The following is a 15,551-nucleotide window of genomic DNA, read 5'->3' as shown; positions in this document are numbered from 1 at the left end:
TTATTACAGATGAGATGCCTATTAAAAAACATTATTGTTACAGGCAAGATGCCTGTACTCCTAATAACTGATTACTGATTACTGATTACTGTTAACTGACTTGTTGATGCCCCATTTTTAAGAAAATTGTTTCTAAATCTTCTGTTTTACAATGAAATTCTGTAATAGGAATATCTTGATTAATTAATTGTTTTAATAAGACAGAAATATCTTCAGAAGTACCTGAAAAATTAACTTTTAAAGTATTATCTTTGTTTAAATTTTCCCAACCTTGAACAGAAGAATTATTTTTTAATTCACTTTCTAAAGCGTCCATTTTGCCAAGGGTAGAAATGATAATTTGTTGATGAGATAAACGCTTATATAAATCATCAAGTGAACAACTTTCTACTAAATACCCTAATTCCATAATACCCACCGAGGTGCAAAGTTCTGCCAAATCTGATAAAACATGAGAAGAAATTAAAATTGTCATGCCCACTTCTTGCAAAACTTTAATAATTTCTCTAAAGTGCATTCTAGCGCGAGGATCTAAACCGGAAACAGGCTCATCTAATAATAATAATACAGGTTCATGGATAATCGTTCTAGCCAAGCTTAAACGCTGTTTCATGCCCCTTGATAAAGTGGAAATTAAACTATTTCTTTTGCTAGTAAGATCAACTAATTCTAACACTTCATTGAGTCTTAAACGTCTTTTAGGCTGTTTTAAATAATAAAGCCTCGCAAAATAATCCAAATAATCCCACACGGTTAAATCATCATAAAGGGGAAAATCATCTGGTAAATAACCTAAACTTTGCTTTAAACGGGGATTACTGTCATCCCTTAATAATCGTTGCCCATTGATATAGATTTCCCCTGTGGTGGGTTCTTCCGCCGCCGCTAACATTCGGATCAAGGTGGTTTTCCCCGCACCGTTAGGCCCGATCAAGCCATATACTTCACCCCGATCGACCTGTAATTCTAAATCATTAACGGCAATTTGTCGTTCAAATTGCTTAGTTAAACCATAAGTTGCGATCGCAAAACGCTCTTTATGTTGATCTTCCATCAGATTAACCATAATTAATAACCATCAAAAGCTATATTTTTTAACTAAAATCTATCTACAATTAGCTTAACCTGTTCTACGGAAAAATGATAAAATTTAATATAATTAAAAACTCGGTAAAAATACTATATAATAAATAAAATATTATAAAAAACAGATTAGTTTTTAAATTAGTTAAATTTTTGATTAATTATTAATCAATTGTCAATTATTGAATGTATAATAATTTTTATTTTAAAAAATTTTTTTCGCTAAATGTTAACCTTCAAAAATCTTAATTTAACTCAAAAACAAGCAACAATTATTGCTATTTTAATAGTTATTTTGACAGCTTTGATCGCCTTTTTTTATCAATTAGGAAATATTGGTTTAATAGATAAAACTGAACCAATGTTTGTGGAGGCCGCCCGTCAAATGGTTATTACAGGAGATTGGCTTACTCCCTATTGGAATGATGCGACTCGTTTTGATAAACCGCCTTTAATTTATTGGTTAATGGCCATTTCTTTTAAAATATTTGGTATTAATGAAATGGCCGCTAGATTACCCTCAGCTTTGTTTGGTTTACTTACAGTTTTATTAGTTTTTTATCTCATTTATTTAGTCAATCAAAAAATATTAATTACTCAAGAAAATCCAGATTTAACTAATCATAAAAATCTCTTAATTGCCACCATTGGAGCATTAATAACCATCTTAAATCCAGCTTGGATTGCTTGGTCAAGAACAGGGGTTTCAGATATGTTATTATCTAGTAATATTAGTTTAGCTTTATTATCATTTTTTATTGGTTATATTCATCATCAAGAAAAACCGAAAATTAAAACTTTTTGGTATTTAGCTTTTTATGTTTTTTCCGCTTTAGCTGTCTTAACAAAAGGGCCTATTGGTATCTTATTTCCCGTCATTATTATTGCAAGTTTTTCCATTTATGTTAAACAATGGAAACCAGTTTTAAGGGAACTAAAATTACATTTAGGTATGCCATTATTTATCATTATAACAGTACCTTGGTTTATTTTAATTAGTCTTAAACATGGATCGGAATATATTGATACTTTTTTCGGTTATCATAATTTTGAAAGATTTACAACCGTAGTCAGTAATCATCCCGGCCCTTGGTATTATTTCTTTCCTGTTTTATTTGGCGGTTTAATTCCTTGGTCATGTTATTTACCCTTAGCAATTATTAGATTAAAATTTTGGCAAAGAAACCATTATATTGAGCAAAATCGAGAAAATCAATTAAGTTTATTTGCTTTAATTTGGTTAGTTGTTATCTTTACCTTTTTCTCAATTTCTGTTACTAAATTACCTAGTTATATTTTACCAGTTTTACCTGCTGAAGCAATTTTAATTACTTTCACATGGCAAGAAATAATTACTAAATCAAAACCAAATTTTCCTACATGGGCTTATAATTTAACCGCTATTTTTAACATTATAATTTTAATAGCAATGGCCTGGGCAAGTTTTAATCTTCCTAACTTTTTAGGAAATAATCCTTTAACACCTAATCTTCAAAAAGATTTAACTTTATCCCCTACCCCAGAAATAGCTTCTATCCTATGGATATTAATGGCAATTATTAGTATTATTTTATTATTTAAACCTCAACAAAAAAGTTATTTATGGTTAACAAATGCTTTAGGATTTTTAATCTTTATTCCCACTTTTCTATTACCTAATGCGAAAATTTATGATCTTGATGCCCAATTACCTTTAAGAAAATTAGGCCTAACAATTCAACAAATGAAACAGACTCAAGAAGAAGTTTTATTAATTGGTTTTATTCGCCCTAGTTTAGTATTTTATAGTCAACATCCGGTAAAATTTTTTAATAGTACATCGGAAGCTTTAAGCTATCTTAATCATGCCACCAATCAAGGAGCTAATAGTTTTTTAATTATTGCCCAACCGGAAAAAATTGCTGAATTAAATTTAACTAAAAATAGTTATGATCTCATTGATCAACAAGGAGTTTATCAACTAATTAGATTAAGAAAAACCGTAGGTTTAGCCATGTTTTAAAATAGTCAATTATTCAATATCAATTATTAGTAAAAAGACTGTAGGGGTCAACAATGGTTGACCCCTACGAATTAATAAATATAAATAATTAAGGTTATGTTCTGACGGATTCCCTTAAAATAAAAGCATTTTTTAATAAATTTATATAGCGTTTATACCTTACGAGAATAATACTCAACAACTAACAGTTCATTAATTTGTAAAGCGATCCATTCCCTTTCGATCACACCGTTAACTTTACCAATCATGGTATTTTTATCAAATTCTAAATGACTTGGTAAATTAGATAAACCCGGATATTCCATATTGGTTTGAACTTGACGACGAGAACGATCCCGATCTCTGACGGTGATCACATCTCCCGGCCGACAATTATAACTAGCAATATCCACCACTTTGCCATTAACAGTAATATGTCCATGGTTCACCAACTGACGTGCCGCCGGAATTGTCCCTGCCATCCCTAAACGGAACACCGTGTTATCCAAGCGCATTTCCAATAATTGTAACAAGCTTGTACCCGTTGAACCAGTAGCACGACGAGCTTTTTTCACATAACGAATTAACTGTTTTTCGGTAACACCGTAGTTAAAACGTAATTTTTGTTTTTCTTCTAAACGGATCGCATATTCAGAGCGTTTTTTGCGACTTTGTCCATGTTGTCCTGGTGCATAAGCGCGGCGAGGATTTTTGCGAGATAATCCGGGTAATTCCCCTAAACGCCGTACAACTCTAAGACGTGGCCCTCTATATCGAGACATATATTGTAATTCTCCTATGTTATTTTCTAAATTTTGCCCCAAATTCATTATTATAATATTAAAGGGTAATTTGATCAAAAAAGAATTACATCGGGTGAAGATGATGAAAAATTTTGCTCCCAATGTCACGGTGAAACCTCCAGTTAAGGGCGAGAAACTATTATTTGATTTGGCCTTAAGAATTGGTCAATCACTTAATCTCAATGAAATTTTACAAACTACTGTCACGGAAATTCAACAATTTCTGAAAACAGAAAGGGTCATTATTTATCAATTACAAAATGATGGTAGTGGCATGGTGGTGGCTGAAGCTGTGACGGGAAAATGGAATCATTTGTTAGGCCATAAAATTTATGATTATTGTTTTGCTCAAAAGTGGCTCGAACCTTATCAAAATGGCCGGATTCAAGCAATTAGTAATATTTACGAGGCTAATTTATCTTCCTGTTATCTCGAACTGTTAGCAAAAATGCAAGTTCGAGCTAATTTGGTTATTCCCATTGTGGAAATGTCGCCCCAAATTTTAGATCGGAAAAATCAAGAAAAATCGCTCTGGGGCTTATTAGTAGCCCAACAATGTTCCCATATTCGTTATTGGCGTAATTCAGAATTAGAATTATTACAAAATTTAGCTGTTCATCTTTCGATCGCCATTCAACAGGGTAAAATCTATCAGGAATTAACGGAAAAATCAGTTAAAAAAACCCAATTTGAAAAGCAATTAAAACACCAACAAAAAATCCAAAATCTCCTAGCGGAGTTAAGGCAATTTGCTATTAAAAATGATAACTTTAATCAATTGATGAAACAAGCCATCAAAGTGGTTAGTAAATATTTTAAAATTGCTTATTGTAGTATTTTAGAATTATTGCCTAATGGATTAGCATTTATTTTAAGAGAAGGAATAGGTTGGAATCAACAATGGATTGGTAAAATAGTCATGACTGCTGATCCCCACTCTCCGGCCGGCTATATTCTTTTTCATAAAAAACCAATTGTTATAGACGATTTAAGGGTAGAAACTCGTTTTAGTGGCACACCTTTTTTACATAATGAAAATTTAATTAGTGGCATTATTATTTTAATTGAAGGGGAAAAAAATCCCTTTGGAATTTTAAATATTTATACCAATCAAAAACATTCTTTTTCTTCAGAAGATGTTAAATTTTTGGAGGGAGTGGCCAATATTTTGGCCTCGGAAGTGTCACGCTATCAAGCCAAAGAAGAATTGGATCGCTTTTTTAATTTATCATTAGATTTATTTTGTATTGCGGGAACTGATGGTTATTTTAGAAGAATTAATCCTAGTTTCGTTAATATTTTAGGTTATTCAGAGGAATATTTACTTCAAGCCTCTTTTATTTCTTTATTACATCCCGAAGATATTAACCCAACTATTACGGAAATTAATAAACTTAGTCAGGGTATTTCCTCTCATCATTTTGAAAATCGTTATCGTAAAGCCGATGGCAGTTACTGTTGGATTTCTTGGAAGGCTTATCCATACGAAGATAACCTAATTTATGCCGTTGGGCGAGATATTACCAAAAATAAAGAAACAAAGGAAAAATTAAATGCTAGTGAGCAAAAATTCCGTCATATCGCCGAAAATATCAGGGAAATCTTTTTTATTCAAGACAGTCAATCTCAAAATTTAACCTATATTAGCCCTGCTTTTGAAGATGTGTGGGGTATTTCCTGTGAAAATTTATATCTTAATCCTTCCCTGTGGATTGAGAGGATTCATCCCGAAGATCGAGAAGAAATTAAACAGTATTTTGACCATCCCTTAGCTCACAAACACTATAATCAAGAATATCGCATTATTCGCCCTGACGGTGAAATTCGGTGGCTGTGGTGTCGCACTTTTGCAGTTCATAATCATTTGGGCGAAGTTTATCGAATTGTAGGTATTGCTGAGGATATTACCCAACGTAAAATCGCTGAAGAAGAACTAAAAACTCTCAATGAAGAATTAGAAAAAAGAGTTAAAGAACGCACGGAAGACTTACAAAATACCACTTCACGCTTAATGGCTTTAATGGAAAATTTACAAATGGGAATTTTAGTAAAAGATGAAAAAAATCAGATTATTTTAGCGAATCAAGCTTTAAATAAAATTTTTAAATCATTTATTCCTAATATAAATCTTAATCAATCAGATTCTTATTGTTGTGGCCAAAGTTATGAAGCTATTTTTATTGATCCTCAAGGCTATTTACACCGTCAAAAAGAGATTTTAGCTCAACGTCAAGTGGTGATGGACGAAGAATATCGGCTTAATAATGGGACAATTATTGAGCAAAGTTATGTTCCAATTTGGGTTAATCATCAGTATTCCGGTGATTTATGGTTATATCGAGATATTACCCATACCAAAAAAGTAGAAATTGCCTTAAGGGAAAGTGAAACAAAATTCCGCACTTTTATTCAAACCGCAGGGACGGTTATTATCGTTTTATCCTCTGATTATTTAATTTTAGAATGGAATGAAGCGGCGGAAAATATTTCTGGTTATACTCGTGATGAAGTATTAGGAGAGAATTATTTACTATTATTTCTATCACCTCAAGATCGAAAAGTTACGACTAAATTAATCACAGAAATCATGTTTAATCGCTCGGAAATTAAACATTATGAAAGTAATTTTTTAACGAAAGATGGCAGTCAAAAATTAATGTTATGGAATCTTAATTCCTTAGAAAATGGGGATAATAACGCTGTTGGAGTAATTATTTGTGGCCATGAAATAACTGTAACAGAAAAAGCTTTAAAAGAAAGTGAAGAAAGATTTAGAAGTATTTTTAATCAAGCGGCCGTTGGCATTGTACAAATGTCAATTTCCGGTCAATTTTTCGTAATAAATGATAAATTTATGCAGATTGTTCAATTTTCAGAAGAACAACTCAAAAAACTCAATTTTCAAGATTTAATTCATCCCGATGATGTGTCGGAAACTTTAACGTATTTAAGTGATTTATTAACTAAAAATCAATCTAATATTTCTATTGAAACTCGTGTTATTTGCGAAAATCAAACTATTAGATGGGTGAATTTAACCATGTCTTTAGTGTGGGAATCTCCCCAATTTCCTAAATATTTTATTGGCATTATTCAAGATATTAATGATCGTTTTATTGCGGAGGAGGCTTTGTGGGATAGTGAAGAAAGGTTTAGAGCTATTTTTGAACAGGCGGCGGTGGGGATGAGCATTTGTAACTTAAATGGATGTTTTTTCCGAGTTAATCAGAAGTTTTGTGAGATTGTGGGTTATTCCCATTTTGAGTTATTACAACGTACTTTTTATGATATTACGGCGGTTAAATATCGGGAAAAAAATCAAGAATATATTGCTCAATTATTAGCAGGAGAAAGAGAGAATTTTAGTATGGAAAAATGTTATGTTTGTAAGGATGGCACGGTACGCTGGGTTAATGTTTTGGTGTCTTTAATGAGAGATCATACCCGTCAACCAAAATATTTTATTTATGTAGTAGAAAATATCAGCGATCGTAAAGAAGCAGAAAGATTACAAGGGGAATTAATGCGCAGAAATAAATCAATAGTTGAAGCCTTAGGTGAAATAGTTTATGATCGTTTTATTCCTCAGAAAAAAATCCATTGGGAGGGGCATTATGAGAAGGTTTTAGGTTATAATAAAAATGAAATTGGCACTGATGAAAATAGTTGGTTAGAAAGAATATATCCCGATGATCTGCCCCTAGTAATGAGTGAAATTAAACGTGCATTTTCTGAAGATAAACTTTATGATTTAGAATATCGTTTACGACATCAAAATGGCAGTTACCGTTGGGTATATGATCGTGGAGTCATGCACGGCCAATATCAAGGCCAGCCTAGACAGGTGATCGGCGTAATGCGCGATATTACCCAAAGAAAACAGGCTGAAGAAAAATTAAGAGCAAGTTTAAGCGAAAAAGAAGTATTATTAAAAGAGATTCATCATCGAGTAAAAAATAATCTTTATGTCATTTCTAGTTTATTAAATATTCAGTCTACTTATGTTGAAGATCCGGAGGTAATCGAGTTTTTTCAAGATAGTAAAAATCGCATTCAAACTATGGCCATGATTCATGAACAATTATATCAATCAGATGATTTGGCACAAATTGATTTTAAAGAATATTTACATCGTTTAGTTAATAATTTATTATCATCTTATAATCCTGATCCCGATCGAATTAAAGCAATTATAGATGTAGAATCATTACATCTTGATCTTGAAATAGCTATTCCCTGTGGATTGTTAATTAATGAGTTAGTAACAAATGCTTTTAAACACGCTTTTGCGCAGAAAAAATCAGGACAATTAACCATTAGTTTACATCAAGATAATCACCAAAAAATTCATTTAATGGTAGAAGATAATGGTCAAGGAATGCCTCAAAATCTTAATATTGAACAAGCCGATTCTTTAGGTTTAAGATTAGTTAGAATTTTAACTGAACAATTAGATGGAGAATTAACTTTTCAAACTTCAAATCAAGGGACTTCTTTTCATTTAGAAATTTTATCATAATTTGGGTTATTCGTTATTGGTTATTTGTCAATTATTCATTATTTTCTATTAACTGTTATGAAAGAACTTACAAAAATATTAATTGTTGAAGACGAATTAATCGCCGCCGATAGCTTAAGAATTGACCTAGAAAAATTAGGCTATCAAGTAACAGGAATCGCTAATTCCCATCAAAAAGCTCTTAAAAAATTAACTGAAAAATTACCAGATTTAATTTTAATGGATATAAAATTAAAGGGTAATGATAATGGTATTTTATTAGCAGAAGAAATTAGGAAAAACCTGAATATTCCTATTATTTATTTAACAGCATACGCCGATCCTAATACCTTAAAACAAGCGAAAACAACTTCACCCTACGGTTATTTAGTTAAACCATATAAATTAAAAGATCTCAGCGCCGTTATTGAAATTGCTTTGCAAAAATATGAAGACGAAAAAAAATATCAAGAATTATTAAAAAAAGCAGAAGAATTAAATCAAATGAAAACCCATGCTTTAGCAGTGGCCTCCCATGATCTACGTTCCCCTTTAACTAATATTTTAGGATTTTCAGAATTATTAAAAGATTATGGCGATCAACTTACAGAGGAAAAAAAACAACTTTATTTTGATAAAATTAAAGAAGCAGTTTTTAATATGAATGAATCCCTTGAAGAATTATTATTAATTAGTCGGGCTGAAGAAGGAAAATTAAAAATTTATCGAGAAACTATTAATATAGTTGAATTTTTCCAATCAATAATTGATGGATTTTATCCTAATTTAGACCCAAATCAAATCCTTAATTTTTCCTCACAATCTCAAGAATGTATTACGGATATAGACCGTAATTTAACGCGCACAATTTTAAATAATTTATTATCTAATGCGATTAAATATTCACCCAAAGGCGGGGAAATTAATGTTAATTTAACATGGACTAATGAAGAAATTAAATTTTCAGTTGAGGATCAGGGCATGGGTATTCCTCCTGAATATCAAGCAAGAATGTTTCAATTATTTCAAAGAGCGGAAAATGTGGGTACAATTAAAGGCAACGGATTAGGTTTATCAATTGTCAAAAAAGCAGTAGAATTACAGGGGGGACAAATTAAATTTCAAACACAACTTAATCAAGGAACAATATTTGAAGTTTATTTTCCCAGAATTATGATCCAAAATAGACTATAATAATCCATCAATTAAAAAGGCGTTGAGGTATAACATCAATGGGAGACTGGACAGCAATACAAGGTAATGTTACCGCACCAAGAGGCTATCAGGCCGCCGGAATAACTGCCGGACTAAAACCTTCAGGACAACCGGATCTGGCTTTAATTTTTTCCGAAACCGAAGCGATCGCCGCCGGACTTTTTACCCAAAGTCAAGTCAGGGCGGCCTGTGTGGACTATTGTAAACAAAGATTACAGGCAAAGCCTTACGCACAGGCAATTTTAGTTAATGCGGGTCAAGCTAATGCGGCCACGGGTGAACAGGGGTGGCAAGATGCTTTACAATGCGCCCAAACCTTGGCACAAACTTTAAATATTTCTCCAGAGGCGGTTTTATTGGCTTCCACAGGGGTGATCGGCCATCGCATCAAAATGGATCAAATGTTGAAGGGTATCCCTCAAGTCGTCTCAACCCTATCCACCCAAGGGGGAGATCAGGCGGCTAAAGCTATTATTACCACTGATTTAATTACTAAGTCTATTGCCTTAGAAACCACCATTGAGGGGCGGCCGGTGAGGATCGGCGGTATTTGTAAGGGATCGGGCATGATCCACCCCAATATGGCGACAATGTTAGGTTTTATTACCTGTGATGCGGCCGTTTCTCCCCATTTATGGCAGGAAATGTTAACAAGGGCGGTCAATAAGAGTTTTAATCAAATTACCGTAGATGGTGATACCAGTACCAATGATACCGTAATTGCTTTAGCTAATGGTCAATCTCGCACCACTACGATCACCGAGATGAATGCTAATGGCGAAAAGTTAGAGGCTATGTTAACGGCTGTGTGTCAACATTTGGCTAAGGCGATCGCTCGTGATGGTGAGGGGGCAACTTGTTTATTGGAGGTACAGGTAACGGGCGCACAGGATGAAACCTCCGCCGCTGCGATCGCTAAAACCATTGTGGGATCATCGTTGGTTAAATCGGCTATTTTTGGACGGGATCCTAACTGGGGACGTATTGCAGGGGCGGCCGGCCGTGCGGGAGTAGTGTTTGATCAAAATAATTTACAGATTAAACTAGGTGAGTTTTTAATGATGGAAAATGGTCAACCTTTAACGTTCGATCGTCAGGCGGCCAGTGACTATATGAAAAAGGCTTCCCAAGGTGCTTATTTACAGGATGATACGGTTTTAATTTCCGTTTCTGTGGGTAATGGATCGGGATCAGCGATCGCATGGGGTTGTGATTTAAGTTATGATTATGTCAAGATTAATGCTGAATACACAACTTAACCAATGACCAGTGAACAGTGAACAGTGACCAATGATTAAAATTATGCCAAATGTTGATGATTCTACTGCCTCAAAAGTACAAAATAAATGGTTATTTAGTTGGCAGTTATGGGGGATTATTTTAGTTTTAATTTCAGGTAGTATTGGCTATTTTGCTACTGCTACTCTGTTAAAATTATCTCCTAATCCTAATTGTGCTACCATTTATTTACCAATTGCCTCTGCTTCCACTCGTCTTTATTGTGCTGAACTTGAAGCACAGAAAGGGGGAGTGGAAAATCTGCTCAATGCCATTGCTTTAATGGATAAAATTCCTAGTGATCATCCTTTACAAAAAAATATTCAAAAATATCGGGAAGAATGGGCAGGACAAATTTTAGAATTGGGGGAAAAAGAATTTCAAGAGGGCAGACTAGATCAGGCCATCGCCATTGCCCAAAAAATACCTTTTAATTCTCAAGCTTATCAAGTGGTAGAAGAAAGATTAAAAACATGGCGTGAAATTTGGTCAAAAGGTGAAAGTATTATTAAAGAGGCTGAATTTAATTTACGTTCTTCTGAATGGAATAAAGCCTTTAGTGATGCCGTTAATTTAACTAATTTGAAAAATCGTTATTGGGCTATTACTAAATATGAAGAATTAGTTAGTAAAATTCAACTAGCTAAGGATGAAAGTGCTAAATTAGATTCGGCTTATGTTTCTTTGCGCAATGGGGATGCGGATAGTTTATTAACGGCGATCGAAATTGCTAGTCAATTTAAGAAAGATAGTTATGCTTATAAAGAGGCTCAAGAATTAATTAGTGATGCTCAAAATAAATTATTAAAAAAGATGCAATCTTTTGTTGATAATCGTCAATGGAATACTTTAGCTAGAATTTCCAATCAAATTCCCTCTAGTTTACAGTTAGAAGATCAAATTACAAATTGGAGTAATCTGGCTAATGCGGGAATTAAGGCTCAAATCGGTACGGTGGCAAGTTTGGAGGAGGCCATCAATGAGGCTCAAAAAATTGCGATCGGCAATCCTTTATATGAAGATGCACAGGATTTAATTAATAGATGGCAAAATGAAATTGACGGTGTTACCCGTTTAAATCAAGCGCGCGAATATGCACAGGTGGAAAGTAAAAGTAATTATCAGGCGGCCATTGCTGAAGCCAGTTTAATTCCTTCCAGTAATCCCCGTTACGAGGAAGCACAGGATCAAATTCGTTCATGGACTCGTCAAATAGCGGTTATTGAGGATCAACCCATTTTAGATTTAGCGAAACAATGGGCGCGGGGTGGCAATATAGATTCTTTACAACGGGCGATCGATCAGGCTAGATTGATCGGCGTGGATCGGCCTCTCCATTCTGAGGCAAAAGATTTAATTCGCAAATGGCAAGGACAAATTCAAATCCAACAGGATCGCCCTATTTTAGATCAGGCCATCGCCCTAGCTAATGCCCAAGACTTTTATCAAGCCATTCAAGTGGCTCAAAATATTAATTCCGATCGAGCTTTATACGGTGAGGCTCAAGGTAAAATTAACAGTTGGCGAAGGGAAGTGACGGCGATCGAAACTTTACAAAGGGCTAACCGCACAGCCTCGGCCGGTACTTATCAAGCCCTTTCCCAAGCTATTCGCACTTTAAATAATATCCCTCGCAATACAAGTGTTAGCCCTCAAGTGTCGGAACTGAGTAATCGTTGGAGTTATCAAATCTTAGCCATCGCTCAGGAACAAGCCACCATTTCCCTAGAAGATGCCATAACCATCTCTAAATTAATTCCTTCCTATACGGCGGCCTATAGTTCCGCTCAGATCCAGATCAAGGCCTGGCAAAATTTACTTAATCCTCCTTATCCCATACCTGATAACATCCCTTTACAGTACCAATAAACCCATTTCTCAAACGTAAAAAGCCCCACACCCAAGGGAAAAAATAGGTGTGAGGCAAAGGTTAAACTAAATACCACAATTATTTAGTTTTCATCTTGATCCTGAGAATCAAGATCATCCTTGCGATCGCTGTTATAACGTCTACCACTTCCTCCTCTGGAAGAAACATTAGTTTGTTTACGGAAATGACGTGCATAAGCCTGATTTCTTAGGGCTTTTTCTTTTTTTAAATTGCGACGTTTAGCCACTGTTTTGTCCTCATAAAAGAATTAAAATGAAAAACTTGGTGAGAAATATCAGTAAATAGGATTCTCCCCAAAAGTTTAATCTTTCATTCTCCCATCAATTTTAAGATTAGACGCAGATCAAAGATTAAACTTAAGAGAACATCAATTTTTAAGAGTAAAAATTGATGTTCAATCTAACTACCTATCATATCAAACAAAGTTATCAAAGTTATTTAAGATGATAAGGTTTAGTATTCCAGATTTATTATTTCACCAAGATTCAAGGGGAACTTAAATTTTTTAAATGAGCAGAATTGATTTTAGTATCTACTACGACGGTTATCGCCTCTACCGCCACCGTAACCACCACGACCGGAATTGTTACGGGGTTGACGTTCTCTGGCTTGGTTGACTTTTAAGTCACGACCCATCCATTCTGCACCATCTAATTTTTCAATAGCGGCATTTTCTTCAGAAGGTGATGACATTTCCACAAAAGCAAAACCTCTTTTACGACCGCTATCACGGTCTGTAGGAATAGAAACTCGATTAACTGTTCCATATTCACCGAAAACCTCTCTGAGGTCATTCTCTTCAATCTCATAAGAGAGATTACCAACATAAATTGACATGAATTGTCTCCTAATCAGGCATTTATCAAAATTAAACATTGTGTCGAGATAAGAAGATTGGGGAGAACAAACCTGTCAACACTTGAAAACAAACTAACAAAATTGATCACCATTCTTTTTTTCTGACTTTTCCATTTTAACACCTTTTCTAAAAAAAAACCGTGTTTAGTTAAGATATTTTGATATTTTTTTAAAATTGATTTTTTAAATAGTTAATAAAACTAAATCGAATGTCCTCTCCTTGCTTAATTAACTTGATTTCAGCATTTTCTAAGGTTAAATAATCTAAGCCGATTTCTTTCCCTGTTAATAAAAAATCATTGATTGCTACTCGATAGATTTTTTCTATATCTAAGGGTTGATTTTTGATTAACCATTGATTTGTTTGGGGATTTAAACTAATATTCGCCGTCTGTAAAAAGCCCCCTGTGCCTTTATTAGCTAACCCTTGATTTAAAATTTTTTCTAATAAACTGCCTTTGATTTCTACTGATAAAATTTGACCGCCAAAGGGTAAAATCCGAATGATGTCATATTGGGTAATTATACCCACTGGTAAAATATCATCTATTCTAATCGAACCGCCGTTAAAAATAGCGATTTCTGCTTCTGGGATGGTTTCTAACATTCCTTGGGCGATCGCCTCGGTTAAACCGGTGGGATGATTTCTCACACTGGCTTCTAAACCGTCTAAAGGCTCACTAATATCTGCCACCACTTCCTCTGGTTCAAAACCATTGATACGAAAAGCGTTAAAAGCTCTTTCTAACCATTGATTAACGATTTGTGCAACTTGAGAATCATCTGGTATTTGTTCATTAATAGGTTGTAAATATGATTTAATTTGTAAATTATTTTTGTCAGTATCATAGCTTAATTGATGTATATAAGCTGTTCTTGCATTGGCATCAGCTTTAAAAATAGGAGTAAAATCAGAGCCTCGCCACTGTTGAATGTTCTCATGTTCATGACCGCCTAAAATTAAATCAATTTCGGGGATATTTTCTGCTAAATACTGATCTTGTGCTAAAGCTAAATGAGTTACGGCAATAATAATATCAGTTTGATCTTTAATTTTATTAACTTCTTGTTTGACTGTTTCAATAGGATCTAAATAGGTAATATAATTAGCTGGATTACTAGGTAATGTAACTCCAATTAACCCTATTTTAATAGTTTTACCTTCTTTTCCTGTTATTTCAAAAATTAAAGATTGGGGAATATTTGGTAAAAATTGGCCATTTTCATCTAAAACATTACTAGAAAACCATGTAAATTTTGATTCTCTTAAGCGTTGATAAAATTCTTCTTTTTTGAGATCAAATTCATGATTTCCAAAGGTAGCATAATCTAAACCAACTGCGTTCATCACATCTACAATGTGCTGGCCGGCGATGGCTTCTCCATTGATTTTAGCTGTTCCCAAGGCGGAGGGACTGAGTAAATCTCCGGCTAATATAGTATAAGTGTGAGGATTTTCTGATAATAATTGCTTTCTTAAAGTAGCTAATCTAGCTAATCCGCCCACTTTGCCACCGGAAACAGGTGTTATTTCATAAATGTCATTAACCTGTAACAAATTAAGATTAATTATTTCACCATAAGCGGGATAGGCTGCGGAGATAGTAAAAAAAGTGATTAAGAATAATTTTTTAAGAAATTTCATATTAAATTGTTGATTGGTAGGTTAATGATGATTGTGAGGTTCAAGTAAGGGAGGAACGGGATCATAACCTCCCGGATGGAAAGGATGACAGCGTAAAATGCGTTTAATGGTCAAATAACCGCCTTTGAAAGCTCCAAAACGGGCGATCGCTTCTAAACCATATTGAGAACAGGTAGGATTAAAACGACAACTAGGAGGAAATAAAGGTGAAATAAAAGCTTTATAACCTTTAATTAATAAAATTAAAATATTTTTTAACATGATTATTGATTATGCGTTATTTATTTTTAATTATAAAA

Annotated in this window: 11 protein-coding genes; 5 read left to right on the top strand and 6 right to left on the bottom strand. The window is 33.9% G+C overall.

Translation table 11 applies throughout. The annotated features are described in order from the left end of the window. Window positions 1–91 precede the first annotated feature (91 nt). A complete protein-coding gene (locus Anndu_RS02625; RefSeq protein ID WP_464102872.1) occupies window positions 92–1,066 on the bottom strand; it encodes an ABC transporter ATP-binding protein in 975 nt (324 codons plus the stop codon). Window positions 1,067–1,309: 243 nt separating this feature from the next. Between Anndu_RS02625 and Anndu_RS02620 the strand changes: the two genes are divergently transcribed. Then, window positions 1,310–3,085, top strand: coding sequence for an ArnT family glycosyltransferase (locus tag Anndu_RS02620; protein WP_464102871.1), 1,776 nt, complete (start codon window positions 1,310–1,312; stop codon window positions 3,083–3,085). Between the two features lie 152 nt (window positions 3,086–3,237). Here the strand turns inward: Anndu_RS02620 and rpsD are convergent, their stop codons facing one another. Further along, the gene (gene rpsD / locus Anndu_RS02615; protein ID WP_464102870.1) at window positions 3,238–3,846 is read right to left on the bottom strand and encodes a 30S ribosomal protein S4; all 609 of its coding nucleotides are present in this window, start codon (window positions 3,844–3,846) and stop codon (window positions 3,238–3,240) included. 100 nt (window positions 3,847–3,946) lie between these two features. Here rpsD and Anndu_RS02610 point away from each other — a divergent pair, with 100 nt between their 5' ends. From Anndu_RS02610 to Anndu_RS02595, 4 genes are read left to right on the top strand one after another with little or no spacing between them, the layout of a single operon-like run. Beyond that, window positions 3,947–8,386, top strand: a complete 4,440-nt coding sequence (locus tag Anndu_RS02610) for a PAS domain S-box protein (RefSeq protein ID WP_464102869.1) — start codon at window positions 3,947–3,949, stop codon at window positions 8,384–8,386. Window positions 8,387–8,443: 57 nt separating this feature from the next. After that, window positions 8,444–9,559, top strand: a complete 1,116-nt coding sequence (locus tag Anndu_RS02605) for a hybrid sensor histidine kinase/response regulator (RefSeq protein WP_464102868.1) — start codon at window positions 8,444–8,446, stop codon at window positions 9,557–9,559. 38 nt (window positions 9,560–9,597) lie between these two features. Then, on the top strand, window positions 9,598–10,839 hold the full coding sequence (gene argJ / locus Anndu_RS02600; RefSeq protein WP_464102867.1) for a bifunctional ornithine acetyltransferase/N-acetylglutamate synthase: 1,242 nt from the start codon (window positions 9,598–9,600) through the stop codon (window positions 10,837–10,839). Between the two features lie 31 nt (window positions 10,840–10,870). Beyond that, the gene (locus tag Anndu_RS02595) at window positions 10,871–12,727 is read left to right on the top strand and encodes a chromosome segregation ATPase (protein WP_464102866.1); all 1,857 of its coding nucleotides are present in this window, start codon (window positions 10,871–10,873) and stop codon (window positions 12,725–12,727) included. Window positions 12,728–12,810: 83 nt separating this feature from the next. On the opposite strand, the gene Anndu_RS02590 is transcribed toward Anndu_RS02595, so the two are convergent. The 4 genes from Anndu_RS02590 to yidD form a co-directional block, all read right to left on the bottom strand. Beyond that, entirely contained in the window at window positions 12,811–12,975 is a 165-nt protein-coding gene (locus tag Anndu_RS02590; protein WP_464102865.1) for a hypothetical protein, read from the bottom strand. 299 nt (window positions 12,976–13,274) lie between these two features. Then, window positions 13,275–13,586 carry an RNA recognition motif domain-containing protein gene (locus Anndu_RS02585; RefSeq protein WP_464102864.1) on the bottom strand — a complete coding sequence of 104 codons (312 nt, stop codon included), beginning with the start codon at window positions 13,584–13,586 and terminating at the stop codon, window positions 13,275–13,277. A 190-nt stretch (window positions 13,587–13,776) separates the two neighbouring features. After that, window positions 13,777–15,252, bottom strand: coding sequence for a bifunctional metallophosphatase/5'-nucleotidase (locus Anndu_RS02580; RefSeq protein WP_464102863.1), 1,476 nt, complete (start codon window positions 15,250–15,252; stop codon window positions 13,777–13,779). Window positions 15,253–15,273: 21 nt separating this feature from the next. After that, on the bottom strand, window positions 15,274–15,513 hold the full coding sequence (gene yidD / locus Anndu_RS02575) for a membrane protein insertion efficiency factor YidD (protein WP_464102862.1): 240 nt from the start codon (window positions 15,511–15,513) through the stop codon (window positions 15,274–15,276). Window positions 15,514–15,551 lie beyond the last annotated feature (38 nt).

Source organism: Annamia dubia NIES-4383 (assembly GCF_055394725.1).
Note: the sequence above shows the minus strand (reverse complement) of the source record. Positions and strands in the feature narration are given on the sequence as shown.

What these genes read in the sequence shown, in the direction of transcription:
- rpsD (WP_464102870.1), bottom strand. Translation starts at nt 3,846, where the DNA reads ATGTCTCGATATAGAGGGCCACGTCTTAGAGTTGTACGGCGTTTAGGG.
- Anndu_RS02595 (WP_464102866.1), top strand. Translation starts at nt 10,871, where the DNA reads ATGATTAAAATTATGCCAAATGTTGATGATTCTACTGCCTCAAAAGTA.
- Anndu_RS02620 (WP_464102871.1), top strand. Translation starts at nt 1,310, where the DNA reads ATGTTAACCTTCAAAAATCTTAATTTAACTCAAAAACAAGCAACAATT.
- Anndu_RS02625 (WP_464102872.1), bottom strand. Translation starts at nt 1,066, where the DNA reads ATGGTTAATCTGATGGAAGATCAACATAAAGAGCGTTTTGCGATCGCA.
- Anndu_RS02610 (WP_464102869.1), top strand. Translation starts at nt 3,947, where the DNA reads ATGATGAAAAATTTTGCTCCCAATGTCACGGTGAAACCTCCAGTTAAG.
- argJ (WP_464102867.1), top strand. Translation starts at nt 9,598, where the DNA reads ATGGGAGACTGGACAGCAATACAAGGTAATGTTACCGCACCAAGAGGC.
- yidD (WP_464102862.1), bottom strand. Translation starts at nt 15,513, where the DNA reads ATGTTAAAAAATATTTTAATTTTATTAATTAAAGGTTATAAAGCTTTT.
- Anndu_RS02605 (WP_464102868.1), top strand. Translation starts at nt 8,444, where the DNA reads ATGAAAGAACTTACAAAAATATTAATTGTTGAAGACGAATTAATCGCC.
- Anndu_RS02580 (WP_464102863.1), bottom strand. Translation starts at nt 15,252, where the DNA reads ATGAAATTTCTTAAAAAATTATTCTTAATCACTTTTTTTACTATCTCC.
- Anndu_RS02585 (WP_464102864.1), bottom strand. Translation starts at nt 13,586, where the DNA reads ATGTCAATTTATGTTGGTAATCTCTCTTATGAGATTGAAGAGAATGAC.